The sequence below is a fragment of the Bacillus cereus group sp. RP32 genome, from assembly GCF_040459735.1.
Classification (GTDB): domain Bacteria; phylum Bacillota; class Bacilli; order Bacillales; family Bacillaceae_G; genus Bacillus_A; species Bacillus_A wiedmannii.
On record NZ_JARVHO010000001.1, the window covers coordinates 1,676,765 to 1,703,100 of the forward strand.

Genomic DNA, 26,336 nt, shown 5'->3' on the forward strand with positions numbered 1-26,336 from the left:
CTTTCACTACTCATAATCGTTTAGATTTAAATGACATATAATTATGAGACAAGTTTTTTACTTTTTTAAAATATAGTTATGTATACAAAAAAGTTAGAGAATTATTTTCTCTAACTTTTATGCGCTAGTACTTCAAATTAAAAAGATGGTGGGGTTACTCCAAATATAACAGTGACTTTGTGTAAAGAAGTGTTTTCCCATTTATGTTTTGCGTATGGTGGGATTTTAACACTATCACCTGGGTTAAGAAGTAAAACCTCATCATTTAGATATAGTTTTACTTGTCCTTCCATAACAAATGCTATTTCTTCACCTTTATGTGCCATAGGCTCCATAGAAGAAGCGGTTTGAGGTAACAGATTCATTAAAGCTAATTCCAGTGATCCATTTAAATTAGGTGATAATAACTCATACGAAACATTGCCGCTTTCAGGGAAAGTTATTTTTTTTCTTTGATTAGCTCTTACAACTAATTCTTCTGTATTGGTATCTTCTAAGAAAAAATTAAATAAAGCAATATTTAATGCTGCAGAAATTAGTTTTAGTGTTTGTAAGGATGGATTCGTGGTTCCTTTCTCAATCTGACTTAACATGGAAGGTGTTATATCAGCTAATTCAGCTAACCGTTTACTAGTTAATCCAGCACCTTTTCTAAATACCATAATTTTTTCACCGATATTAATATTGTTCATATGCGTAATCCCCTTTAAATAAGTAAATAAAATTAAAATTAAAATTAATTTTATTCACTTATACTAAACATGTTGTTAATATACTTAATTATAATAAAGTATGATTAATTTTCAAGCACCTGCATAGTTGTGAGAATAGTAAATAAGACGAGAAATGATGGATACTTATTCTTCCATGTGAACTATTAAGTGTGATGACCTGATTATATGATTGAATTTCTGTCTAAGATTTTGGGATTGACAATAATACAATAGCGGATGGACTGGCACTTGGAATAGCATCTGGGTTTGTAGGGAAAGCAATGGAACCATTTTTAAGTGGGGCATATACAGTTGGTGATAATCATTTATATAAACTATTAAAAGAAATAGTGGGTAAAGAGGATATTTAGCTAGAACCAACAACATTAGCAGGAATGATTAGACCTGTTAAATTGCATAAAGGGGGGAGAGGAGGAAGTATGATTCCAAAAAAAGTAATGGAAGAATACTATCAAACAGGTTCTCAGTTAATTAAAAAGAAGTTCTAATAAGTAAATGACAACATATGAGTAAACACCAATGCTTAATTATAAAATTTTTTAGGAAGTGAAAACATTATGAAATCAGCTTTAACTAACATTATGATCTCCTTGATTCTTGCAGTAGGAGGGGTCATTTCGCTTTTGTTTACTTTAATGGGAGGTCAAGATTGGATCTGGGATTGGGTAGGGCTATTACTGGCATATCTATCTTTAGGCATTCTAATAGGCTTATATAATAAAACGGTGGATTACAAAACATTTCCTAGAATACTAAAAAGAATTTTATTTATTTCCTTTAATGCTACAGTATTAGGAATAATAATAGGGATAACATGCCAACTATTAGGAAAGGTGAATCTTACTATAATGATGTATTATTGGTTGATAATGTTACTACTACATTTCATTACTATAATAACATTAGTTATCCTAGTATTTGCACATTCAAATAGTCAAAATTATAGCCTGTTATATACATTTATTGTGATTTTTAATATTTTCCTTACCCTAGGACCAGTATTATATCCTTTGGTTCTAACTATCATAGGAAATGGCATGAATGTTAGTGCAGGACACTAATTTTTACCTATATAGATTATTAAAATAAGTAATCCAAAATTGAGAGTGGTTAAGTTAAAAAAATTTATAAACTAATAGGATAATATAACTAAACAACATAAAGTGGAATAATAGGATGGAAAGAAGATTATAATATGAAAATTAAGCTTAAGAAAAAAAGAATTATCAGTGTATTGTTGGCTATTACATTAGTAGCAATAGGGTATTACATGTTTCAATCTATTACGAATCCTAAGCTGGTAAATGCGGAAGAGGTAAACAGTGTTCAACAAGTGAGCAGTCTACCTAAAAATGAATTAAAAAAATCGATACCTACTCGTTTTGATGGTAAAGAAAGAAAAGTTGTATATTTAACTTTTGATGATGGACCAGGAAAATATACAGCTAATTTATTAGATGTATTAAAGGAAAATGATGTGAAAGCAACATTCTTTTTAATTGGCGACAATGTGAAAAGGTTCCCAGATTTGGTGAAACGAGAGCATGTAGAGAACCATTATGTGGGCATGCATAGTATGACACATGATTTTAAAAAGTTATACACTAATCAGGAATATGTTAAGGAAATGAAAGAAGATCAATCTTTAATTCGGAATGTTATTGGAAACACACCGAAATTAACACGTCCACCATATGGATCAATGCCTGGCTTAAATGAATCACTTCGAAATGAAGTGGTCAAAAATAATTTAAAAGTATGGGATTGGACAATTGATTCTCTAGATTGGAAATACAATAAATTACCTGTGGATGTAGCAGCCGCAAAAATTGTTCAAAATGTCTTAGCAGGTGCGACGTCTTCGAAGGAAATCGTTTTAATGCACGATATTCATCCACAATCTGTTGCGGCTGTTCCAGCAATTATAAAAGGATTAAAAGAAAAAGGGTATGAATTTGAAGCTTATGATGAGAACAATCATTTTCCAATAAACTTCTGGCATGATAGCCGGATATAAAAGTATTTATGAGTTAAATGAATGGAATAAGAAATTGATATAGGGTTTAAATATATGTAAGAGCGCGTTGATCTAAATATATACCAACACGCCCTTTTAACCATTTATTTTTTATTATTTAAATTTAAGTATAAGGTTTTTATTGTATATAAATAATTAAATATCTTTTTTATACAATAAATTATTTAATCATTATATAAAATGGAGTGAATTTAATTGTCGTTTTTAAAAAACAGTAAAATTGGCACAACACTAAACGCAATGGTAGTTATAGCAAGTGTCTCTTGTATTATATTATCTATACTAGGGTTTTGGGGCCTTAAAAAAGGGGAACATGCTTCTACTACTATGTATGAAGATAGTTTATTGCCAATTCAGTGGATAGGAGCTATAGAGTCTAATTTTTATCTGATCAATATGAATGTAAAGGAAACGATCCTATCAAAAGATGAAAAACGAATAAAAGAACTTTTAACAGAAATAGATGTGACTCGTGCAGAAACTGATCAGTTATTAAAGAAGTTTGAGACAAGAGTTAGTTCTAATAGAGAAAAGGAATTGTATAACACATTTTATACAATATTCAAAGACTTAAGAACACAACTGAAAAAAGTGCAAGATTTGGGACAATCTAATAATGAAGAAGCATATGCTTATTACCTAAAAGAGGTTGATCCTAATATGAAAAAGTCAATTCAGGCAATTCGCGAACTTATCCAATTTAATAATAATAATGCAGATCAATTACAAAAAAATAATACTGACAGTGCAACAAATACCATGAAGCTATTTGTTAGTATCTCCATTATAGCAATTGCAATTGTTATTTTTATTGGCTATATCATTAAAAGCGCGATTAAACAACCAATTGTACTATTAGAAAGAGATATGGAAGGGGTATCTGCAGGTAATTTAACGATACGTACTTCTTATAAATCAAATAATGAATTGGGAAGCATTGTGAAGTCTTTTAATAGCATGTTGGATAACTTACAACAATTAATTGGTCAAGTAAAAATCACAACACAAGAGGTTATTTCTTCGACCGATGGGATGTTACAAGATACTAAACGAGCATCCCATATTTCAAGAGAAGTTGTTCAAACAATATCTGAGGTTGATAAAAAAATAGAAGTGCAAGTTACAAGTATTCAAGAAAGTTCATCATCAATGGAAGAAATTGCGACTGGAGTTCAAACAGTAGCTGAATCTTCAGCAACGGTTACAGAAGTAGCTGTCACAACAACAGAACAAGTCAATTCTGGTAGTGAAGTGATAAAACAATCTATACTTCAAATGAATAGTATTCATGAGGTTGTTGAAGAAACTTCTAAAGTAATTGAGAGGCTTGTTACACGTACGCAACAAATAGATAAAGCTCTGGATGCAATCACTAATATTGCTGAACAAACAAACCTACTTGCCTTAAACGCATCAATTGAAGCTGCACGTGCTGGAGAAAATGGCAAAGGATTTGCAGTAGTGGCAGCGGAAGTAGGAAATTTAGCTGAGCAGTCTAAAACATCTGCATATGAAATCAATCATTTAATACAAGCCATTCAAAAAGATACAAAAGATACAGTTGCTGCAATGCAAAAAGGCCAACAAAAAGCTTCAGAAGGAAAAGAAACAGCTAATAAAGCAGATCAAGCATTCTCATCTATTATGTCGGCTATTAATAAAATCACTAGTCAAATTCAAGAAGTATCTGCAGCGACAGAAGAAATGTCTGCTGGTACAGAAGAAGTCAATGCCTCTATGTCCAGTGTTTCTGAAACTGCCACGCAAGTAGCTAAGGAAACAACTCAAACTGTACAGTCTATCCAATCACAAGCAGCATCAATCGAGGAAATATCGAATCAATCTAACAAAATAAAAGAAAAAGTAGAAGCATTGTCAGCATTAGTTTCAAAATTCACTATCGAGAAGCAAGACAAAGAGCAATCAAATATAATGTAAGAATAATAAAAAAGACCATCGTAACTTTTATAAGGTATAATGGTCTTTTTTATTGGATAGATGTTCTAAAAATTCTTCACATCATTAAATACAAAAATCACATTAATTTATGTTTTAATTAAATTGTTAATAGAACAGGAGATGTATTTGTAATAAATTACTGTTAACTTATAGAAGTACAATTGATTACTAGTAGTTCAAATTGTTATTAATAAATTGTATTTTTATGGTAATCAAAGGTTACAAATGTAATTTTACATACAAACGCAATGATTTACTATATTGAGATATAATAATTAATGTAGTTATTTGACTAATTTAGATAATTAGTTATTTATCTAAAACTAAAAAAGGATTGATATAAAATGTCAAGAATGAGTATAACAAAGTCTCAAGATAGTGTAATGATTGCTTGGCAATCAGCAGAGATTACCATCCCCTTAAAAGATATAATTACTATATCTATGAATGACGTTCCTTATAATAAGCTTGGCCATGTTGTTTATATTGGAACGCCATCTTCCTCGAAGAATAGAATACTGATACATACTACACACTTAAACTTCATTATATTCACTTCTAATCCATCTATATTATTAGAAGAAATTAATATTAATTAATGCTGTTCTAATTAAAACACGAGCTTAAATAAAGTTTTTTAATTATGTTTAGTTATTAGATTCGGAAAAATGTACTGTCAGAGAAGTGGAGTGTTAAGGTGATTATTCACCTCATAAAAAGTTCAAGAAGTGAAAGTACAGACTTTCTTGTCTAAATAGTTTAGAGTTTCATGTCCTTGTACAACATTGGTGTACAAAGACATGAAAGTAGGAACTTATTTTATAGTGAAAAATGCTGCTTTATCTACAGATACATTGCATTTAGTACCCACTTTCCTGTCCATATATCGAGACAAGAAAATGGGTACTTTTTTAAACAAAGACACCAAAGTGGAAACTTTGTAAAAATAGCAAATACTAAATAGATGTGAAGTTGAAATCCAGTTCTATATTAGTAACAAAAATATTCATGAAGGATTTACTTTCTTATCTCATTAGCAGGACATGAGAGTCTAAACTTCTCTTAATTTTTTCCATTCTTATCTTGATAGGTATAGGAAAGGATTCCACAAACACCAAACAAGCTTGACAACAAGAGATTACAAGTGTAATATTCAATTGTGGATTACAAATGTAATCAAAGGAGGGTGTAATTTAAACTAATGAAACAATTACCTAAAATTTCGGAAGCTGAATTAGAAGTAATGAAAGAATTGTGGTCAAAATCTCCACAAACGGCAAATGAAGTAATTGAAGCGTTGGAGGTAAAAATGGATTGGAAACCGAAAACGATTCGAACACTGATTAATCGATTAGTTCACAAAGAAGCAGTGGCTTATCATCAAGATAAAGGGCGTTTGTACTCTTATTATCCTTTGGTATCGCAAGATAGTTATTTACAAGTAGAAACGAAATCTTTACTTAAACGTTTCTATGGTGCAGCATTTAAACCTTTACTTGTAAATTTCTTAAAAGAAGAAAAGCTGTCTTCAGAAGATATTAACGAACTTAAACGTATTCTGGATGAGAAAACTGAGGAAAATCAGAGGAAGGATAGATTATAGTGATAGAAAAATTTATAAATATCTATCTACCTGCTTTTTTTGATTGGATGATTGAGACTTCCATTATGGCTAGTATATTAGTGGGCCTAATCTTGTGTATCAAGGTCTTGTTTAGAAATAAGTTAACTCCACGTTGGCAATATATGCTATGGATCATATTAATTATAAGACTTGTATTACCTTGGTCGCCAGATAGTTCCTATAGTATCTATTCTGTTCTTACTTACAAGAATGATGATGCATTCATTTCTAGGGGAAATCCTGTAGCTAAGTTTCTTACAAAAGAGAGTACGCAAGAATTAAAAGGTATAGACGATACAAAGGTTCTCACAAAAGAAGATACTTATACCGCAAGTTCAACAAAAACTGTTCAGGCAAACAAGACACAAGCAGGTATTAATGAAAAGCAGGACGATGAGTCGATATCATTTTATACAATCTGTATATACATTTGGCTTACTGGCGTTATCCTTCTAAGCGTTGCTACTTTTATAATGAACAGGCGTTTATTACTTTACATAAAAAAACAACCTGTTATTACAGACGAGAAGATTGTCCAGATTTTTGAAAAGTGTAAACAATCTATGTCTATTCAACGGAATATCCCTCTATTTGTATCTGGAAAGGTTTCCAGTCCAACAGTGTTTGGATTTATTCGTCCCAAGTTGCTATTGTCAACTGTACATATGAAAATATTAGATGAGCAACAGTTACGATATATTTTTCATCATGAATTAGCTCACATCAAGCGAAGAGATGTTGGTGTGAACTGGCTTATGCATGGCTTACTCATTTTAAATTGGTTTAATCCAATTCTATGGTATGCCTACTCATGTATGCGGGAAGATCAAGAACTAGCATGCGATGCATTAGCTCTTACATGTATAGATGCAGAGGAACAAATTGCGTATGGACATACTATTATTAGTCTATTGGAACACTACTCAAGTTATTACCAAGTACCAAGTATAGCAAATTTTAGTAAAAACAAGAGAGCGTTAAAAAGGAGAATTCTAATGATTAAAAAATTCCAAAAAAAATCATATCGTTGGTCTGCGATAGGGGCTGTGGCAATTATTGTCGTTTCATCTGTATCCTTATTAAACGCCCGTGCTGATAAGCCGACTAGCCCTGAGAAACAACAAATAGAAGTGAAAAATAATATAAAGGAATTAAAAACACAATCCGATATTCCTATACAGCAAATTGTAGAAAAAATGATTGGTACAAAAGAACAAGCAGAAGCAAAATTTTTTGTTTCAGAAGGAGACTATAATACTTTACTTACAGAGCTTGGAGTGGCGAGGAATCTGTTTACGAAAGAAGAATTTGATCGATTCATTACTTTGGAAACAGAAGCACATATTTTAGATAAAAAAGTAAGGCAAGTAGGAAGTCCTGAAAAGTTAGACCCAGAAGAGGAAAAAAAATATGAGAAAAACAGTGAAGAAATTGGACCATTTAGAGAGAAAATTCATTCGCATTTTAGATTAACTAAAAAGGAAGCACAGAAATATGTTGATTTTCCAATTAAGACCCCAAGTTATGTGGTAAAAGGGTTTAAATTAACTGGAGAAGGTGTTACAACACCGATGACTACTGGAAAAATGAATCCCGATTTTATTTATGAATATCAAAATGAAAGTAAAGATAATGTATATATTGTGCACCAATCTGCAGTTACTGATGATGCAAAAGAATTCTCGAATAAAAGAGCGGAGTATAATGAAAAGGTAACAAATTATGAATTAGAAGGTACAAAAATAACCTTAGTTGAAAGTCTTGATACAGAGGAACCCTCTAAAGTAATGCAAATGATTGTTCCTGCAAAAGGAAAGAATAGCGCTTATCAAGTCATAATTCTTGCAGGTGATTTAAGTAAAGAAGAAACAGAGAAAATTATGCTGTCCTTTCTAAAATAAATATAGAGTCTCAGAAGTCCATTTAAATGGACTAAACTAAGAAGAGGGTATTATGTTCAATATACGAGCATATATCCTCTTTTCTTATACATATTAGATTAGTAATACAGATATTGAAAATCATGATAATTATACACGTATTTATATATAACTGAAGCAACTCCTTTATAAAAAAGTATCCATTTTCATGTCTTTGTACAATTGGAGGAGGGGAGTTAATTGCAAATCTCATCTTCGCGTTAAATCCTAATTTAAAGAATAATTTTGTTGCGTGAACTGAAAACAAGAAATTACATATTTCAAAAATAAAAGATACTAAAGTTTTTTTATGAAAGCAAAAGTAAAAAGGAATGCGTGTAAATTTAATTATGTAAATTACATTTCATATGCGATTTACCAGAAGAAAACTAATTATATGTTGAAAAATTCTTGAGTTGAAAACTTACAAAAAAGTTACCCTTTTTAATCTAACATGTTTAGAAAGGATAACTTTATCCTTTTCGGCAAGAAAACTCCATCTGATTTGTGTTACGGGTGAAACCCAACAATTCAGGTGGAGATGAATTGCCGTCAGAAGGTAGGCTGAACTCTTTTGTTTTTTGTCTTACGATACAATCTGCCCTTAGATAAGGAGGGAATATATCTTAAGATAACGAAATTGGATAATATTCATTACTTTTGGTTACTTGCACCAAAAGTAATGAATAAGTTTAATGAACTCTCTGAGAAAGGTGGTGAAAACAATGGTTAGAAAGAAAACAGTGAAAGTATTACGTAAACAAAAGAAAAGAGAAAATATACAACGATTCACGCAGAAACAAAATATCGGACGAGCTTGCCTCACAGCTAAAGAATTCCGCTTACTGCAACGCATGTCACATAGTTCAAAAGCATTGCGGAATGTTGGATTGTACACGATAAAACAAAGTTACTTGAACCATAATAAAATGGCTACTATAAAAGAAGTTGACACTGCTATGCAAGCCGATTTGAATTACTGGGGCATGCAATCAAACTCTGTGCAGGCTATTCGTAGAGCCTTATTTACAGAAGTGAAGAGCTTTTTTAAAGCATGGGAACAGTGGAAGAAAAATCCTGAGAAGTTCATAGAGCGTCATAAGTTTCCGAATTATTCTCGTTCTACTGACAAACGAATCATTGAAATCTATCAAGTTCCAAAAGTGGATGAGAACGGGTATTGGATGATTCCAATGAGTGTGGCATTTAGAAAAAAATTCGGTTCCATTAAAATACGTATGCCGAAAAACTTAAGAAATAAAAAAATCTCCTACATTGAGATTGTACCGAAGCAAAAAGGTCGGTTCTTTGAAGTGCATTATACATATGAAATGCATATTTCTCAAATGAAGAAACAATCCACGACTACGAGTAACGTTTTGAGTTGCGATTTAGGTGTAGACAGATTAGTAAGTTGCGTGACAAATACAGGCGATACTTTCTTAATTGATGGAAAAAAATTAAAATCCATAAACCAATACTTCAACAAAATGATACGAAATCTGCAACTGAAAAATATGGACAATGGAATTCCAAAACGTGTTGTAACGAATAAAATGGCTGCACTTTGGCATAAACGAGAACGACAAATAAATGGTTACATTTCACAAACTGTAGGCCTGTTGTTCAAAAAAGTGAAAGCATTTGGCATAGATACGATTGTCATAGGCTATAACGCTAGTTGGAAACAAAAATCTGATATGGGAAAAAAGAATAATCAAAAGTTTGTTCAAATCCCATTCCATAAACTGATTGCGGCAATTGAGAATAAATGTATAAAAGAAGGTATACGATTTTTAAAACAAGAAGAAAGCTATACTTCAAAAGCTAGTTTTCTTGATAAAGATCCGGTTCCAGTTTGGTCTAAGGATGAGAGGACGCATTATCGTTTTAGTGGCAAACGAATGAATCGTGGTCTGTACCAAAGTAAAGCAGGAACATGTATCCATGCTGATATTAATGGTGCATTGAATACATTGCAAAAGTCAAGAGTTGTAGAATTGGATGAAAATCTTAAAGTGAAAACGCCGATTCTATTAGAAGTGCAAAAACGTAAGGCCGTTGCTTCGCGCATAGCTTAGTGGGTGCGTCAACCATCCATGTGTACTCAACTTGTCGGGGCTTGTAGCACACGCCAGAGTCATCTGAGTGGTGGCTTCTTCCATAAGGAAGAACTGCTCTTTTTTGAAAGGGTGGTGCAAGTGGGAAAGCAATCGTTCGTTGCCAGTACCAACCAAAAACATACTTGGGGTGTCACCATAAGGTGGCATGGATGCTAGAGCGTCAACTGTCTAGCGATAGACGAAAAGACCTAGCGTTCGAACTCAAGCCCCCACTGAAACGATTCATCTCAGTGGGGGAGTTGACGAAAACTAAGTAGCTTTGAAACAACTTTTAGTAAATTTTTAAATATATATAATAAAGCAATAATGGCCAATATAATTCTTGGGTGCTTCTTTAACTTTGTGATTTATCATAAAGTTACTCCTTTTTTCAATGACTCCAACGAGTAAAAATATGCTAGTAGGAGCATTGGCTAAGAAACTTATTTTTAATTAAACTAGTTTTTATTTTTTCTAGAGGAGCCATTAAAGTGCTACTAGGTAAAATAAATATGGGCGTACTTTATTTATAAATAGTAAAGAACAAAAAGGGTATGGAAACTATCCATACCTTTTTTGTTCTTCTATTATCTATGTATAAAAAAGCGCTGTATATCAGCACTTTTTAAAAGTACATGAGTTGTATAAGAAAAATTTATTTATTACCTATAACTATGCAAGGTCTAATATAGATTCTTATTCGATTAATTGTTATAAGGGCCTATAAGGTTATTTGTTTTTATTATTATTAATTTTTTCCGTATATAACACCTGTTCTTTATAGTGTTTTTTAATTGGGAAAGTATGTGTACCAGAGCCGTTTTTGAAAGTTTTATTGATGGGGTTTTTTAGCGGGATTGTTGTAGTTTCAGTAAATTCATATGGGTAATTTATTTTAGATTTATCTTCAAACATGAAAATGCCTCCTTTTAGGATTTCCTGAATTCTTTACTATAACATGATATGCATATAGATTTTTTTTGGACTAGTTATTTATAGAGGTTAATGCAATTAAATTACGTAACTACTGAAATATTTCAAAGGAAAACAATGTGAGGAAATATATGATAATGCTTCTTTTATTAGGGAAGGGAATATTGCATATATATTCGTTATAAATTGTTTTTATAATATAGGTTTATATAGAATTTTCCTGATAATATAATGCGGGAGATTATAGTGTTATTAGGTTATTAGGAACATTTAATGCTGTTTCATAACTGAAAGGAAATTGAAAAAAAACTGAAACTTTTCTCATAAAAATTCAATCTAACTTGAAAAATGAAAGGAAAATGAAATTTTCCAAAAGATATTCTTTGTTAAGATAAAAAGCATACATACAAAAAGTATTGACATATCTTAAAAATGTATTTTCAAGATATAGTGGGGGAAAAGATGAGAGTAGAAAAACAATTAATAAAAAAGATGTATTATGAAACATTCCTAATGGAGAATGAAACAAAATCACCTCTTGACGTACTTGGAGAAGCTTATGTAAACGAAGAAAGAAATGAGATTTCTGATGGATCTTACATTCGTTTTGCACAAGGTGAATTTTATTATCGCCATCAAGATTTTGAAGCAGCTATTTTTAAATGGGAGAAAGTTAGTAATGAATTAGAACCATGGGCACAAAAAAATATTGCCGATGCTTATTTCGAGCTTAATCAATTACCAGTTGCTGAAAATGTTTATACTTCCATTACTACTGATAATATAATATTGATGACGGAGATTAGATTACAATTACTTTCTCTTTACATAGAGCAAAATAATTTTGACTCTGCTTTCGCTGTTATTAAAGAAGCAGTTTCTTTAAATCCGGATTATCCAAATGTCACAAAAATTGCCCGTTCCTTTTATGAGGAGCAGCAAGATTTTGATAGTGCAGTAGAGCTTGCTGTGAATGAGTTAATTCGAACAGAATCTTATCCGTGGTTTGAGGTTTTAAAAGGATATATCGATAAAAGATTTACTAAACATATTTCACCAGATTATTTTTATGAAGTATTAGTTACGTTAAATAATGTAGATCAAGTACAATTTACGCAAATGGTTTCATCACTTTGGAATAGTTATAAAAACGAACAAAATTACTTATCATGGCTTAACACAATAAATGAATTTTTCTTACATATTGAAATACATTCGTCCGATATATGGGACAAAATTTCTTCTCTTTACGAAGGAACATACTTTGAATTAATTCAAGGTCAATATATGCTTAAACAATTGCACGATATCATTCCAAACTTGTTAACAAATTGGTTAAAGGTTGTCAATCCATCTTATGCTGTATTTCCATCTGCAGCTGTATTGGCATGGGATGAGATTTTCCCTTCCGAAATAGATTCAGCAAATATAAAACATGCTGAAAACCTGTTGTTATATTCTATTAATCATGTGAACGGCTTAGAGTATAGTTTGCATCTTTTTGAATCTATTACAGAGTGGGCACAAAAGCATAATATAGAAATGGGTCACCGATTTAGATGGTTAGTTGGAGAGCTCGCAGATTTAAGCACAAATCGCATTTTAGTAACGGGAACTTCAGGAAACGGAAAAACTAAATTTATTAACTCTATATTAGGAGAAAATATATTAGAAAAATCAATTTCAAATGTAGTAGTTTTAAAAAATGATGCGCATACAGAAATTAACGCCATAACAGACTTAGCAATTACAACAACTGAAGATGTCTCGGATTACCATAATATGATGTCTCAGCACCATCAAACATATAGAGATAGAGCATGTGTTGAATTTAAATTACCATGCAGATTTTTAAGTGAAAATAAACTTACATTTGTAGTTACACCTGGATTTAATAGGAATAACGATACTAGAGATGAGGTATTCGAATATTTAAATTCTGTAGACGAATTACTATTCGTATTGAATGCGGATTCACCTTTTACTGACAAAGAACGTGATATTCTATTAAGCATTCAAGAATATACACCAAATTTACAAATTCATTTCTTATTAAATAAAATCGATAACATTTACAGTGATGCAGAAGTGAAAAGAGTATTACATGATACGCAAGCGAGAATAAACACATATTTCCCGCATGCGAGAATTTTCCCTTACTCTTCGTTATATACAAGTAGTCAACAATTAAATGATTTAACTGAGTTTATTCATTTTAACTTTAATCATAAAAATGTTGATGTAGAACGTACGGAAAAGCTATTGTTTTTCATTCGAAAAACAATTACATATCTATTGGATAAACGCGTTGAGAAAGAAAACAATTTAGTGGATTCTATTCATTGGAATGAAGATATGCTAGTGAAACTAAATGGTAGCATTAATAATCTTACTACTTTTGAGAAGGAAAAAATTCATTTCATTACAAAATCATATCGCACAATGAAAATGGAAATTACGAATGAACTTACTGAAAATATTCCGAAGATATTACAGAGTTGTTCGGATTTAATTAGTGAAGAAAGCGATTTCGGGCACATTGATACGGAACTAAATAAAGCGATGAATGAAAGAGTACATAAATATTTAGAACAAACTGTATTACCTAATTTTGCTCTTTCTATGAAAAATTGGATTGCGATTTCTAATAATGAGCTCCTTCAAAGTCAATCGTACTTAGAAGAACTTAGTGAAGGACTTAATTCTTTATTTGGAGAAAATCGAATACAGTTAGAATGTGATTTTAAAGTGCTTGATGACTGGCGCAGAGATACTGACAGAATGACGACTAGAATACAACTGGATGAAGTAAATATTTTACGTCGCTTTACACCAGCACAATTTTTACTGAAAAGTGCTGGTAAATTATTTGGAGTTCTTCCTAAAAACAAAGGTATGCTATATAACAAATACAAACAGTATGTAGAAAATGAAGATTATACTGAGGTAACGGCTTCTATTATGAAGAAATTTTTCTTGCAATTTGAGCTATTTGAAAACACGCAAGAGCGGGATATTAACATATTCTTTAGGAATCCATTTAACTCCTTGAAACAAGCTGTAGAAAATACTCATTTAGAAATACAAGAAAAACAAGAGATGTTACATAAGATGAAATCACAACCTGAAGTTTATCATGATTCTATCATGCTCTTTGAATTGAGATTACGTCAATGTGAAGTAATTTTAAATATAGGTGATGATCATACCTATACAGATGTAACTTTAGAAACAAGCGTAGAATAAAAGTAAAATATACGAGGTTTTTATACATTGCATCATATGTTATACGATAGTAAAAGGGAGCAACTTATTACAGTTGCTCCCTTTCATATTTAGATTATTTTTCAGTCTCTTTAATTTTAGTTTGTACTTCGCCAGTTTTAATTTTATTACTTTCTGAGAAACGTAATAAATCGCCTTCAATAATTTTGTCAGACATTCGTAATTCATTTTGTGCACGGTTAATGAGTGCTTGTGCTTCTTTTTTTGGTAAATCTACAATTTCACCTGTTATGCGGTCATAGAAAGTGTTGTTTGTGTATGCATACTTGTTTGTAATAAAGCTACCATCACGTAAAACAACAAAACCGGTATATTCATCTGAAAACATATCATGACCAAAACGGATATCGTTCGTAGTATTAATCCCTAATAAATTTAGAATAGTAGGTTTTATATCGATTTGCCCCGTAGGTTTTGAAATCGTTTGACCTTCTGTTTGGCCAGGCATATGAATATATAAAGGTGTGCGTTGTAAATTTAAAGTATCAAATTCTGTTATTTGATCTTTTTCTAAAAACTGTACCATTGCACGATTGTGTTTTTCAGAAATACCATAATGATCACCATACAACACAATAATAGAATCATCATACATTCCCTCGGCTTTTAAACGCTCAATAAATTTTTTAATTGATTCGTCTAAGTAACGTGCTGTTACGATATAACGATCAAATACGCCATTACCAGAGTTGTATGGTTCAATGAATTTTGTATCTTCATCATAAGTAAATGGATAATGGTTCGTTAAAGTAAGGAAACGAGCGTAAAATGGTTGGTCCACAGTTTTTAATATATCTACTGATTGATCAAAGTATTCGATATCTTTTAATCCCCAATTTAAATTTGTTTCGGGCGTAATTTTGTAATCAAGTTCATTATAGTAACGATCATAACCGAGAGCAGAGTACATAATGTTACGATTCCAAAATGTTGCGTTATTCGCATGGAATACAGAAGTGAAATAACCTTGTTGACGTAAAATTTCTGGAGTCGCAGTATAATCATTGTTACCGTGCGTGAAAAATACAGCTCCTCGATTTAATGGATACAGCGACGTATCGATTAGAAATTCAGAATCGGACGTTTTTCCTTGCCCAGTTTGGTGGAAAAAGTTATCGAAGTAATAGCTTTCATTGATGAATTCATTCAAGAATGGTGTAACTTCTTGACCGTTAACTGATGCGCCTATTAAAAAGGTTTGCAGGGATTCAAGAGTGACAACAATTACGTTTTTTCCTTTCGCTGCACCAAACATGTTAGGGTTTGGCTCACTTTGGTTTGCCTTTACGTAGCTTTCAGTTTCTTGTAATTTACTACTATCAGCAAGTGCTTTTTGTGATCCTGCTTTTACTTGCAGTGTTAAATCATATATTTGATGAGTGTATAGTCCTAAATTTTTAACAAGCATGACTCGGTCGAATGATCTCGTTAATAGTTCAGGGCGCTCTTTTTCTGCAAGGTGTAGATTCGTAAAAAATACACCAATCGTTAAAAGAAAATATACGAAGCGTGCCGGATGAGTTACACGTCCGGTTTGGAAGACTAGTGCCTTCTTATTTAACAAAATAAAGAAGAAAATAATGTCTACGAATGCGAGAATAATTTTGTAGTTCAATATTTCTATAATACTGCCGCCTAATTGGCCAAAGTTTGATGTTTGTCCAAGTACTGGTAACGTAACGAAATCACTATAAAAATCATAGAACATTACATTCCCAACAAGTACGATTGTTAATAAGAGATTAATACATAGCGCTATATAATTTCGCTTTTCACCGGTTGCAAATAATGCTAATCCGACAAAAGTTAATGATGCAGCGAGAGGGCTAATAAACAAAATAAGCTCTTGTGTAGAAGACTCAATTTTTAAATCAAAACTGAATCTTGTAATAAGATATGTTTTTAACCATACTGCTAACGCAATTATTAAAACAAAGCTTATATTTTGCATTTGTAAATTAATTTTATTTTTCATTTTTACACCTTCTTTATACGATTTATTTAACTTGAGTTATATATTATATTTTCATAACTATTAGAGTGTAATGAACCATTTAATGGTTTCTAAAGGTAACAATATGAAGTATTCATATACGTACAATAGGGAATTTTAAAGCGCAAATCTATTTTTGGAAATAGAACAGAAAAAGTCATAGTTGTAGTAAAAAATACTTATAGACATCCTAACATATTAAACACTATGATGATGTTACAAAATATCGAACAAATGAAAGTGGAAATGAATAGAGGCTTTTAAAACTGTTGACATTCAATTTGTTAGAATTGAATGTCGATAGTTTTACCATACATAGTTATGTTAAATATGTATCTCGTAAAATCCCGATTTTTGGTGGGATAATCATTAGCGGGGGAAGGACAAGGTACATAAATAAAGCGTTATGGAAGTTAAAATATTTGATTGCTATCTTAATGAAAGAAATTAAATATGAGATAAATATTTTCCAACATACAAACCACTTGCAGCAGCTTGAGATAATGAATGAGTGACGCCTGAACAATCTCCAACTAAAAATAGTCCATGCACACTTGTTTCAAAATGGTTATTTATTTTTATCGTAGGAGCATAGAATTTTCCGTCAATTCCATATAATAAAGTATCTTTATCGATCGGTTCTTGGATGAATTGTTCTAAACGTAATAAAAATTCTTTAAGCCCTTCAATATATAATGGAGGAATTTCTGTATGCAAATCGCCATAATCTCCTTGTAGTGTAGGCTGTATACGGTTATGTTTCATGCCTTTCTCTGTTGTAGGTTGTTTATTTAGTAAGTCCTCTAAGCGCTGTATAACAATTCGATCTCGTCCTTGGTTAATGCTTTTAATAATTGAACTTGCGTATACATTTGCTTCTTTGAGAGTTGAAAAATAGCGCGGGATAAATAAAGTGAAATTTAAGTTAGGTGTGCCAGTTCCTTCCTCTCGAAAATTTTGACCGTCAGGCATAACTAAACCTTCTTCGTACTTTCTAATGATGCGTCCTTTCGGATTCATACAGTACGTAGTTGCTGTGAATTGTTCATGCTCATAAGAAAGTTTTGTCTCAAATGTATCTTTTAATATAGAACGTAATTGGTGTTCTTTCATCTCTACTCTAATACCTAAATCTACACGAGTTTGTTCCTGAGAAATATTTAGAGAAGTGCACATTTCTTTTAACCAATCCGCTCCGGAACGCCCAGTTGCAAACACTAGTTGCTTAGATTGAACTATTCCTTCATTTGTCTCTATTGTAAAATGATCTTTCTGTTTCATAATATGTTGTACATCTATATGAAATTGAATATTTATTTTCGTAAGTAAAAATTCATAGAGCTGCTGAAAAATGTCACTTGAAAGGGTAGTACCAAGATGTCTTACTTCTGTTGTTAGCATTTGTAAACCACACGTTTCAGCTCTCTTATTGAGATTTGGATTTTCTGTAGAGTATTTTGAAACAGAACTTCCTCCGAACTGACATAGAATTTCATCTACTTCAGCCATGAGTTGAATAAAGCTTTCTTTACCGACTTTTTGCTCAAGTTCTCCGCCAAATCCGTTTGTATAATTAAATTTCCCTTCAGATTTTCCTAAACCACCAAATCCGAAATATTTATCACATGTAGTACAAGTACACACTTTTCCTTCGTCTAAAGGACAATGGCGATCTTCTAGCGTTTTACCTTTATCAAGAATTAAAACCTTTTTGTTACTTTTAGTCAGTGAATAAGCCATAAAAATGCTACTTACTCCAGCACCGATAATTGTAACATCATACATATTTTTTCACCTGCTAACGAATAGTTTGTTTTTATTTTTCTAGTGTATAACAATTTTATGAAGTTAAGAAATAGCTTTTATTAATAAAGAGGGAGTTTTTGAACTCGATGCTTCTTTAATTTTTCGGAGTGATGAAGTAAATATAAATGTCTTTATTTAAAAGAAGAAATAGTTTTCAAAGATCACTATGTCATATGATAAATAAATTCTTACATATAAAAAAACAGACCTTTTAAGTGAGAAGGTCTGTTTTTTATATGTTATTTAGCGAAGACGTGGTTACCAATTACTGCTACTATTTGACGTGTCGTAATCCATTTGTCTGTTGATGTTTTTGGATTGTAAAAATAAAGCCAATCAGAATGTATTCCATTTGTGGAGATAGCTTCTTCTACTGCCATTTTTGCTTCTGGGCTTGCAGGCTGATTAATTCTTCCATCTGTAACAGGAGTAAAGGCATACCCGTATTTAATAGGTTCATAAATAACGCCTGTTATTGTATTTGGAAAACCTTTTGCATTTACACGATTTAGTATAACTTTTGCTACAGCTACTTTACCTTTATAAGATTCGCCACCTGCTTCAGCGGTAACTAAGCGTGCCATTAAGTCTTTTTCTTTTTCTGAAATGCTTGAGTTAATTTTTAAATGTTGTCCTGTATAAAGCTTGTTTCCGGCTGTATTGTTAATTTGTTTTATAGATTGAACGGTAACGTTGTAACGCTTTGCTATCGTTTCTAATGAATCTCCCTGTTGTACTTGATAAATAATTTGTCTAGAAATGTTCGCAGGTTTGGGTTTGGCATTTTGACGAACGGTGATTTCATTTGAATTCATGGACCCTGGAATATTTAACTGCTCACCAATAAAGGTTTGATCGTTTCCTTTATTGTTAGCCTGTTTAATGGATTGTATTGAAACCCCGTATTGTTTACTAATGCCCCAAAGTGTATCATTCTTTTTTACTGTATGAATGGTAGATGCTTCAGCTGTACTTTGATGACATACGAATGTAATTGCAGCTGCAGATATAGGGATTATATGTTTTATTTTTAATAATTTCATTGTAAATCCTCCTAGCAAAAATAAGGTGAAATTGTTAAGTAATATAGTTCAGAATGTCTATACATAATATTTTAATATAAGTATATTAGCACGTATAAAATAAATAATCATCATAAGTTTCTTATTTATGTAGTATAGAGTCCGAATATGAAATATTGCATATGAAAATACATTGAAGTTCATATTGCTGATTACTATAATCTATTTAGTAGAAAGGGAATATGTTAAATAAGTAAAATCATTATAGATTAATATAATGATTACATATTATTGATAGGAGGAGTGATGTAATGAATATATTTAAAAGAATATCTGTTTCAGCTGTAATTATTTCAATATTTTTAGGAATAGGGGACACGGTCAATAGTGTAAAGGCTGATTCTGTAGAACAGCAGAGTAAATTAGGGATAGAACAAGAAACAGATAAGCAAATCATTGTAAAATTCAGAGCGGATTTGAAATTGCCATATGAAGATGGTATTGAAAAACAAATACAATCTCAAACGAACGATAAAGTACTAGAAGATTTTTTTGCAGAATATCCAGATGTAACATTTAATCGTTTATTCACATCTTTAAGCCCGGAACAAATACAAAACCTTGAAGTGAAAGCACCCAATAATATATCTACAAGTTTATTAAACTACTATATTCTTCAAACTCAAAATGGTGAGCAGGAAGAAGAACTAGTAGATAAGTTAAAGACATCTTCTTTAATAGAAGATGTGTATGTGAAGAAACAAGAAAAAATAACGCCACCGGAAGTACAACCATTAAGTGTATCTTTTAATCCTAATAACAATCCTAGATATAAAAAACAAGGTTACCTTGATGCGGCACCATACGGTATTAATGCGCCCTTCGCCTGGGGAGTTCAAGGCGGTAATGGAAATGGTATAACTTTTGTTGATATGGAATATGGATGGCTATTAAATCATGAGGATTTAGTACATCAAAATATTGAATTAATGTCTGGAAGAAATATAGATCAGCATGTTGGACATGGAACGTCTGTACTAGGAATTGTATCCTCTGAAGATAATGAAGTGGGGAATATTGGGATTGCGCCAAAAGCGAAAGCGAAAGTGATTTCTCAAATAAGAGATAACGGGCAGTATAATACAGCTGATGCAATATTAAGTGCTGTAAATCAGTTAGAAGCTGGGGATGTTTTATTATTAGAGGCACAAGCTTCCTTTGATGGATATGGTGATAAATATTTACCTGTTGAAATACAACCAGATATCTTTGATGCGATTCGTGCTGGTACAGATAAAGGTGTTGTCATTATAGAAGCTGGAGCAAATGGGTGGAATGATTTAGATCAATTTAAAGATAGAAATGGTAAACAAGTCTTAAATCGTAATAGTAAAGATTTTAAAGATTCAGGTGCAATTATGGTAGGCGCGGGCTCTTCATCTTTCCCTCATGAGCGTATGTGGTTTTCAAATTATGGAAGTCGGATTGATGTGTACGGCTGGGGAGAAAATGTAGATACAACTACAGCCGAGCAAAGTCGAAGTGCTGTAAATCTTTATACTTCAAGCTTTAGTGGAACATCTAGTGCTTCACCCATTATCGCAGGAGCAGCGACTTTAGTACAAAGTATTGCTAAAGAAAATTTAGGACAACCATATAGACCAAGTGAATTAAGAACGATATTAAGTAACCGTAACACTGGAACGAAATCTAAAGATCCATCTTCAGATAAAATTGGTGTTTTACCAGATTTGAAGTCTATACTAGTAGATTTAAGGTATGAACGAAGAGAACTGAACGGTGGGAATGAGTTACAAGTAACAGAAAATGAACCAAATAATGAACGTAGACAGGCAAATAAAGTTAACTTTCATACACCAATGAAAGGAACACTATATAATCGTGATAAGGTAGATGTATTTACTTTCCAAATTGACTCACCAGAAAATATTAATATTTCTCTACTAAATGAACAAAACATTGGAATGACATGGGTACTTCATCATGAATCAGATTTAAACAACTATGTAGCATATGGTGAAAATGAAGGGAATGTAGTTAAAGGAACTTATAATGCAAAGCCAGGTAAATATTATTTATATGTTTATAAGTATGAGAATAAAGATGGTTCATATATATTGAATATAAAATAAACGAAAGGAACTTCAGATGAAGTTCCTTTAAATTTTTCTAATTCAGTATATGTGAATGATTTTTTAACTTTACTTCTATGCAATATTTCATATTGATAAAATGTTATTTATTTTTTATGAACTAGCTTATATTATATTCAATAAGTTTGATATAAAACAGAAAAAGGAGGAATAATAATGAGCAATAAGAAGTTTATTTTGAAATTATTCATATGTAGTATGATATTTATCACATCTGTATTTGCTTTACATGATAAGCAAGTCGTTGCAGCTAGCTCTGTTATTGAACTTGAAAATTGGTCAAAATGGATGCAACCTATACCTGATAACATCCCGTTAGCACGAATTTCAATTCCAGGAACACATGATAGTGGTACGTTTAAATTACAAAATCCAATAAAGCAAGTATGGGGAATGACGCAAGAGTATGATTTTCGTTATCAAATGGATCATGGAGCTCGTATTTTTGATATAAGAGGCCGTTTAACAGATGATAATACGATAGTTCTTCATCATGGGCCATTATATCTTTATGTAACACTGCATGAATTCATAAACGAAGCGAAACAATTTTTAAAAGATAACCCAAGTGAAACAATTATTATGTCTTTAAAAAAAGAGTATGAGGATATGAAAGGGGCAGAAGGTTCCTTTAGTAATACGTTTGAAAAAAATTATTTTGTTGATCCTATCTTTTTAAAAACAGAAGGAAATATAAAACTTGGAGATGCTCGAGGGAAAATTGTACTACTAAAAAGATATAGTGGTAGTAATGAATCTGGAGGATATAATAATTTTTATTGGCCAGATAATGAGACGTTTACGACAACTGTAAATCAAAATGTAAATGTAACAGTACAAGATAAATATAAAGAGAGTTATGATGTGAAAGTAAAATCTATTAAAGATACGATTAAGGAAACGATGAACAATAGTGAGGATTTAAATCATCTATATGTTAATTTTACAAGCTTGTCTTCTGGTGGTACAGCATGGAATAGCCCATATTATTATGCCTCTTATATAAATCCCGAAATTGCGGCATATATTAAACAAGAGGATCCAAAAAGAGTTGGTTGGGTGATCCAAGATTATGTTAGTGATAAGTGGTCACCGATTCTCTATCAAGAAGTTATAAGAACTAATAAGTCAATTTAAGTTTCACCATAATCTCATAGAAACAATGTAACGCTATTAAAAGTCTTGTGGAATTCCCATAAGACTTTTTAGTATTTGATATTATGAGAATCAAAGTTCTTTGAATAGGTTTATATAGTTAATATAATAATTTAATGCAGTTATAAAATTGACACAAAAAATGTCGATAAATGTCGAATTATATTGTAATATAAAACATATAAGTATAATATACAGATGAGGTGGATTTGTTGTCTTTTATTAAAAATAGTAAAATTGGAACGAAATTAAATGTGTTAGTCATTATATCGAGTTTGGCTTGTATCATGTTATCTTCTCTAGGGTTTTTAGGGCTTCAAAAAGGTGAAAATACATCTTCTAGTATGTATGACGAAAGGCTATTACCAATTGAATGGATAGGAACTGTAGAATCAAATTTTTACCATGTTAATATGAATTTTATGGAGATTATGATATCGAAAGATGAAAAAAGAATGAAAGAACTAATAACAGAAATGGATAAGACTAGGAAAGAAAATGATGAGTTATTAAAACAATTTGAAACTAGAATTAGTTCTCATAAAGAAAAGGGCTTGTATAATGCATTTCAAAGTCAATTCAAAGATTTAAGAATACAAATGAAGAAAGCACAGGATTTGGGACTGATTAATAATGAAGAAGCGTATAGCTATTATTTAAAAGAAATTGAGCCTAATATGGGAAAAACAATTCAGTCTATTCGTGAACTTATTTTATATAATAATACCGCGGCTGAACAACTACAAAAAGAGAATATCAATAGTGTGAAAAATACGATAATAACATTTGTAATTATTTCATGTGTTGGAATCATAATAATTATTTTTATTGGTTTTATAATAAAAAATGCTATAAAAAAACCAATTGTATTATTACAAAAAGATATGGAACGAGTATCTGCTGGAGATTTAACAATTCGAACTTCTTATAAATCCGAGAACGAATTAGGCCATATTGTACAATCCTTTAATAGTATGTTAGATAACTTGCAACAATTAGTCGGTCAGGTGAAGGTTACAGCAAAAGAAGTGATTATTTCAACTGAAAATATGTTACAAGAGACAAAAACGGCAGCACATATATCAAACGAGGTTGTTCGAACTACTTCTGAAATAAATAAAGAAATAGAGGGACAAGTGACTAGTATTCAAGAAAGTTCAACTGCGATGGAAGAAATTGCAACTGGAGTTCAAACAGTAGCTGAATCTTCAGCGATGGTTGCTGAAGTTGCTGTTGCAACAATAGACCAAGCAAATTCTGGTAGTGAAGTTATAAAACAATCTATTCGTCAAATGAATAGTGTGAATGAAGTTGTCGAAGAAACTTCTAAGGTCATTGATAGACTTGTTACACGTACACAACAAATTGAAGAAGCGCTAGATATTATTATTAATATTGCAGAACAAACGAATTTACTGGCCTTAAATGCTGCAATTGAGGCAGCACGCGCCGGAGAAAATGGAAAAGGATTTGCAGTAGTTGCAGCTGAAGTAAGAGGTCTGGCCGAGAAATCTAAAACATCTGTAAATGATATAAATAATTTATTACGTTTTATACATCAAGATACACAGGATACAGTTCATGTAATGAAAAAAGGTCAACAACAGGCTAGTGGTGGTAAAGAAGCAGCATATAAGGCAGAACTCGCATTTTCATCTATTATGCAAGATATTAATAGAATAACGTCCCAAATTCAAGAAGTGTCTGCTGCTACAGAAGAAATGTCTGCTGGGACAGAAGAAGTGAATGCCTCTTTATCAATAGTTTCTGAAACTGCAACACAAGTCGCACAAGAAACGAATCGAACAGTACAATCAATTCAAGCACAAGCCACATTGATTCAAGAAATAACGACGAAATCTAATGAAATGAAAAAGAAAGTCGAAAATTTAGAAATGCTAATTTCACAATTCATTATTGAAGAATAAGTTTGTTAACATTTATCAGTAGTATAAACTTTAAGATACTCAATATAGTGCTGCGTTGCACAATTTGAAAAAGGACCTTCATAGGTTCTTTTTTTGTAAATGGTGTGAATGCTATGTTTAATTATAGTGAAAAACAGAAATTTATTATATAATAATCATTCAAATTTGTACCTATAAATTTTATATGTAATAATGAATTTGATTTATTCTAATGAAATGGAGGTATATACTATGAAGTTTCCACATGATTTTTTATTCGGAGCTGCTTCAGCTTCTTATCAAGTAGAAGGTGCATGGAATGAGGATGGAAAAGGTGTTACGAATTGGGATGAGTTTTCAAAAATTCCTGGCAAAACATACAATGGAACAAATGGTGATGTAGCGGTTGATCATTATCATCGATATAAGGAAGATGTTCGTTTAATGGCTGAGATGGGATTGGAATCGTATCGTTTTTCGATTTCTTGGGCGAGAATATTGCCGAATGGAGATGGAGAGGTAAATGAAAAAGGCATTAAATTTTATAACAATTTAATTGATGAATGTTTAAAGTACGGGATTGTACCGTTTATCACTTTATATCATTGGGATCTACCATTACCGTTAGAAAAGGATGGTGGGTGGACGAATAAACGAACAGCAGATGCTTTTGTAAAGTATGCCGAAATTTGCTTTAAAGCATTTGGTGATAGAGTGAAACATTGGATTACTTTTAATGAAACAGTAATGTTTTGTGGATTAGGCTATTTAAAAGGTGCACATCCACCAGGAATAAAAAATGATGTTCCAAAGTATTTTCAAGCGACTCATTATGTATTTTATGCACATGCGAAAACAGTTGCGGTGTACAAGCAGCTGAAACAATATGGGGAGATTGGGATTACACATGTTTTCTTACCTGCTTATAGTGTGGATGATGAAAAAGAAAATATACTAGCAGCAAATCATGCGAATGAATATGAAACGTATTGGTATTATGATCCAGTTTTAAAAGGTGAGTATCCACCTTATGTTGTTCAACAATTAAAGGAAAAAGGGTGGACTCCTAATTGGACGGTTAAAGAATTAGAAACCATTAAACAAAATGCCGAAAAGAATGATTTTATTGGCTTGAATTATTATCAACCAATACGAGTAGAAAGATACGATATGGATATAAAGAGTGATGTGCATTCTCGAGAAAACTCAACACTTGCTCCAGGTAATCCTTCTTTTGATGGTTTTTATCGCACAGTAAAAATGGATGATAAAACATATACAAAATGGGGATGGGAAATATCTCCCGAAGGTTTCTTAGATGGATTGCATATGTTGAAAGAGCGTTATGGTGACATAAAGATGTATGTAACGGAAAATGGACTTGGTGATGAAGATCCAATCATTGAAGGAGAAGTTGTAGATGTTCCGAGAATTAAATTTATTGAAGAGCATTTAAAAGTAATAAAGCGTGCAATTGAAGAGGGAATCAATTTAAAAGGTTATTATGCATGGTCAGTGATTGATTTATTAAGTTGGTTAAATGGGTATAAAAAGCAATATGGCTTTATTTTTGTCGATCATAATGATAACTTAAAACGTAAGAAAAAACTTTCGTTTCATTGGTATAAACATGTGATCGAAACGAGAGGAGAAGAGTTATAACAGATAAAAGAGTATTTTAGGAG

The 26,336-nt window shown here is 31.7% G+C and carries 17 protein-coding genes and 1 pseudogene; 13 read left to right on the forward strand and 5 right to left on the reverse strand.

The features are described 5' to 3' along the window. Window positions 1-137: 137 nt before the first annotated feature. Window positions 138-692 (reverse strand): helix-turn-helix domain-containing protein, encoded by a 555-nt coding sequence (locus QCI46_RS08790; protein WP_353839961.1) that lies wholly within the window; start codon window positions 690-692, stop codon window positions 138-140. A gap of 227 nt (window positions 693-919) precedes the next feature. Here QCI46_RS08790 and QCI46_RS08795 point away from each other — a divergent pair. The 8 genes and pseudogenes from QCI46_RS08795 to QCI46_RS08830 all read left to right on the forward strand — a co-directional run. After that, window positions 920-1,222: pseudogene (locus QCI46_RS08795) on the forward strand (pyridoxal-phosphate dependent enzyme); the annotation flags it as partial. Between the two features lie 69 nt (window positions 1,223-1,291). Then, window positions 1,292-1,795: a DUF3902 family protein gene (locus tag QCI46_RS08800; protein WP_353839962.1), complete on the forward strand. Its 504-nt coding sequence runs from the start codon at window positions 1,292-1,294 to the stop codon at window positions 1,793-1,795. A gap of 134 nt (window positions 1,796-1,929) precedes the next feature. Beyond that, window positions 1,930-2,751, forward strand: coding sequence for a peptidoglycan-N-acetylglucosamine deacetylase (locus tag QCI46_RS08805; protein WP_353839963.1), 822 nt, complete (start codon window positions 1,930-1,932; stop codon window positions 2,749-2,751). Window positions 2,752-2,967: 216 nt separating this feature from the next. Further along, window positions 2,968-4,710 (forward strand): methyl-accepting chemotaxis protein, encoded by a 1,743-nt coding sequence (locus QCI46_RS08810; protein WP_353839964.1) that lies wholly within the window; start codon window positions 2,968-2,970, stop codon window positions 4,708-4,710. Between the two features lie 374 nt (window positions 4,711-5,084). After that, window positions 5,085-5,330, forward strand: a complete 246-nt coding sequence (locus QCI46_RS08815) for a SunI/YnzG family protein (protein ID WP_483299028.1) — start codon at window positions 5,085-5,087, stop codon at window positions 5,328-5,330. A gap of 602 nt (window positions 5,331-5,932) precedes the next feature. Beyond that, window positions 5,933-6,334, forward strand: a complete 402-nt coding sequence (locus QCI46_RS08820; RefSeq protein ID WP_149236912.1) for a BlaI/MecI/CopY family transcriptional regulator — start codon at window positions 5,933-5,935, stop codon at window positions 6,332-6,334. Then, a complete protein-coding gene (locus QCI46_RS08825) occupies window positions 6,334-8,256 on the forward strand; it encodes a M56 family metallopeptidase (protein WP_353839966.1) in 1,923 nt (640 codons plus the stop codon). The genes QCI46_RS08820 and QCI46_RS08825 overlap by 1 nt, the downstream gene beginning before the upstream one ends. Before the next feature lie 743 nt (window positions 8,257-8,999). Continuing rightward, complete coding sequence (locus tag QCI46_RS08830; protein WP_353839967.1) at window positions 9,000-10,355, forward strand: RNA-guided endonuclease TnpB family protein; 1,356 nt, start codon at window positions 9,000-9,002, stop codon at window positions 10,353-10,355. Window positions 10,356-11,105: 750 nt separating this feature from the next. On the opposite strand, the gene QCI46_RS08835 is transcribed toward QCI46_RS08830, so the two are convergent. Next, a complete protein-coding gene (locus QCI46_RS08835) occupies window positions 11,106-11,291 on the reverse strand; it encodes a hypothetical protein (RefSeq protein ID WP_000461129.1) in 186 nt (61 codons plus the stop codon). Window positions 11,292-11,771: 480 nt separating this feature from the next. On the opposite strand from QCI46_RS08835, the gene QCI46_RS08840 reads away from it, so the two are divergent. Beyond that, the gene (locus tag QCI46_RS08840) at window positions 11,772-14,555 is read left to right on the forward strand and encodes a dynamin family protein (protein WP_353839969.1); all 2,784 of its coding nucleotides are present in this window, start codon (window positions 11,772-11,774) and stop codon (window positions 14,553-14,555) included. A 94-nt stretch (window positions 14,556-14,649) separates the two neighbouring features. On the opposite strand, the gene QCI46_RS08845 is transcribed toward QCI46_RS08840, so the two are convergent. The 3 genes from QCI46_RS08845 to QCI46_RS08855 form a co-directional block, all read right to left on the reverse strand. Beyond that, window positions 14,650-16,569 carry an LTA synthase family protein gene (locus QCI46_RS08845; protein WP_353839970.1) on the reverse strand — a complete coding sequence of 640 codons (1,920 nt, stop codon included), beginning with the start codon at window positions 16,567-16,569 and terminating at the stop codon, window positions 14,650-14,652. A 465-nt stretch (window positions 16,570-17,034) separates the two neighbouring features. Then, a complete protein-coding gene (locus QCI46_RS08850) occupies window positions 17,035-18,372 on the reverse strand; it encodes an NAD(P)/FAD-dependent oxidoreductase (RefSeq protein WP_097889685.1) in 1,338 nt (445 codons plus the stop codon). A 260-nt stretch (window positions 18,373-18,632) separates the two neighbouring features. Beyond that, a complete protein-coding gene (locus QCI46_RS08855; RefSeq protein ID WP_353839971.1) occupies window positions 18,633-19,436 on the reverse strand; it encodes a cell wall hydrolase in 804 nt (267 codons plus the stop codon). A 290-nt stretch (window positions 19,437-19,726) separates the two neighbouring features. Here QCI46_RS08855 and QCI46_RS08860 point away from each other — a divergent pair, with 290 nt between their 5' ends. From QCI46_RS08860 to QCI46_RS08875, 4 genes are all read left to right on the forward strand, one after another. Further along, window positions 19,727-21,568: a S8 family peptidase gene (locus QCI46_RS08860; RefSeq protein WP_353839972.1), complete on the forward strand. Its 1,842-nt coding sequence runs from the start codon at window positions 19,727-19,729 to the stop codon at window positions 21,566-21,568. Between the two features lie 177 nt (window positions 21,569-21,745). Further along, entirely contained in the window at window positions 21,746-22,726 is a 981-nt protein-coding gene (locus QCI46_RS08865; protein WP_353839973.1) for a phosphatidylinositol-specific phospholipase C, read from the forward strand. Window positions 22,727-22,956: 230 nt separating this feature from the next. Further along, window positions 22,957-24,672, forward strand: coding sequence for a methyl-accepting chemotaxis protein (locus QCI46_RS08870; RefSeq protein WP_353839974.1), 1,716 nt, complete (start codon window positions 22,957-22,959; stop codon window positions 24,670-24,672). A 231-nt stretch (window positions 24,673-24,903) separates the two neighbouring features. Then, the gene (locus tag QCI46_RS08875; protein ID WP_353839975.1) at window positions 24,904-26,313 is read left to right on the forward strand and encodes a glycoside hydrolase family 1 protein; all 1,410 of its coding nucleotides are present in this window, start codon (window positions 24,904-24,906) and stop codon (window positions 26,311-26,313) included. Window positions 26,314-26,336: the final 23 nt, after the last annotated feature.

Bases quoted from the DNA above. Each gene is read 5' to 3' on its own strand.
- QCI46_RS08850 (WP_097889685.1), bottom strand. From the start codon at position 18,372: ATGTATGATGTTACAATTATCGGTGCTGGAGTAAGTAGCATTTTTATG.
- QCI46_RS08855 (WP_353839971.1), bottom strand. From the start codon at position 19,436: ATGAAATTATTAAAAATAAAACATATAATCCCTATATCTGCAGCTGCA.
- QCI46_RS08815 (WP_483299028.1), top strand. From the start codon at position 5,085: ATGAGTATAACAAAGTCTCAAGATAGTGTAATGATTGCTTGGCAATCA.
- QCI46_RS08830 (WP_353839967.1), top strand. From the start codon at position 9,000: ATGGTTAGAAAGAAAACAGTGAAAGTATTACGTAAACAAAAGAAAAGA.
- QCI46_RS08875 (WP_353839975.1), top strand. From the start codon at position 24,904: ATGAAGTTTCCACATGATTTTTTATTCGGAGCTGCTTCAGCTTCTTAT.
- QCI46_RS08860 (WP_353839972.1), top strand. From the start codon at position 19,727: ATGAATATATTTAAAAGAATATCTGTTTCAGCTGTAATTATTTCAATA.
- QCI46_RS08865 (WP_353839973.1), top strand. From the start codon at position 21,746: ATGAGCAATAAGAAGTTTATTTTGAAATTATTCATATGTAGTATGATA.
- QCI46_RS08790 (WP_353839961.1), bottom strand. From the start codon at position 692: ATGAACAATATTAATATCGGTGAAAAAATTATGGTATTTAGAAAAGGT.
- QCI46_RS08820 (WP_149236912.1), top strand. From the start codon at position 5,933: ATGAAACAATTACCTAAAATTTCGGAAGCTGAATTAGAAGTAATGAAA.
- QCI46_RS08845 (WP_353839970.1), bottom strand. From the start codon at position 16,569: ATGAAAAATAAAATTAATTTACAAATGCAAAATATAAGCTTTGTTTTA.
- QCI46_RS08800 (WP_353839962.1), top strand. From the start codon at position 1,292: ATGAAATCAGCTTTAACTAACATTATGATCTCCTTGATTCTTGCAGTA.
- QCI46_RS08805 (WP_353839963.1), top strand. From the start codon at position 1,930: ATGAAAATTAAGCTTAAGAAAAAAAGAATTATCAGTGTATTGTTGGCT.
- QCI46_RS08835 (WP_000461129.1), bottom strand. From the start codon at position 11,291: ATGTTTGAAGATAAATCTAAAATAAATTACCCATATGAATTTACTGAA.
- QCI46_RS08840 (WP_353839969.1), top strand. From the start codon at position 11,772: ATGAGAGTAGAAAAACAATTAATAAAAAAGATGTATTATGAAACATTC.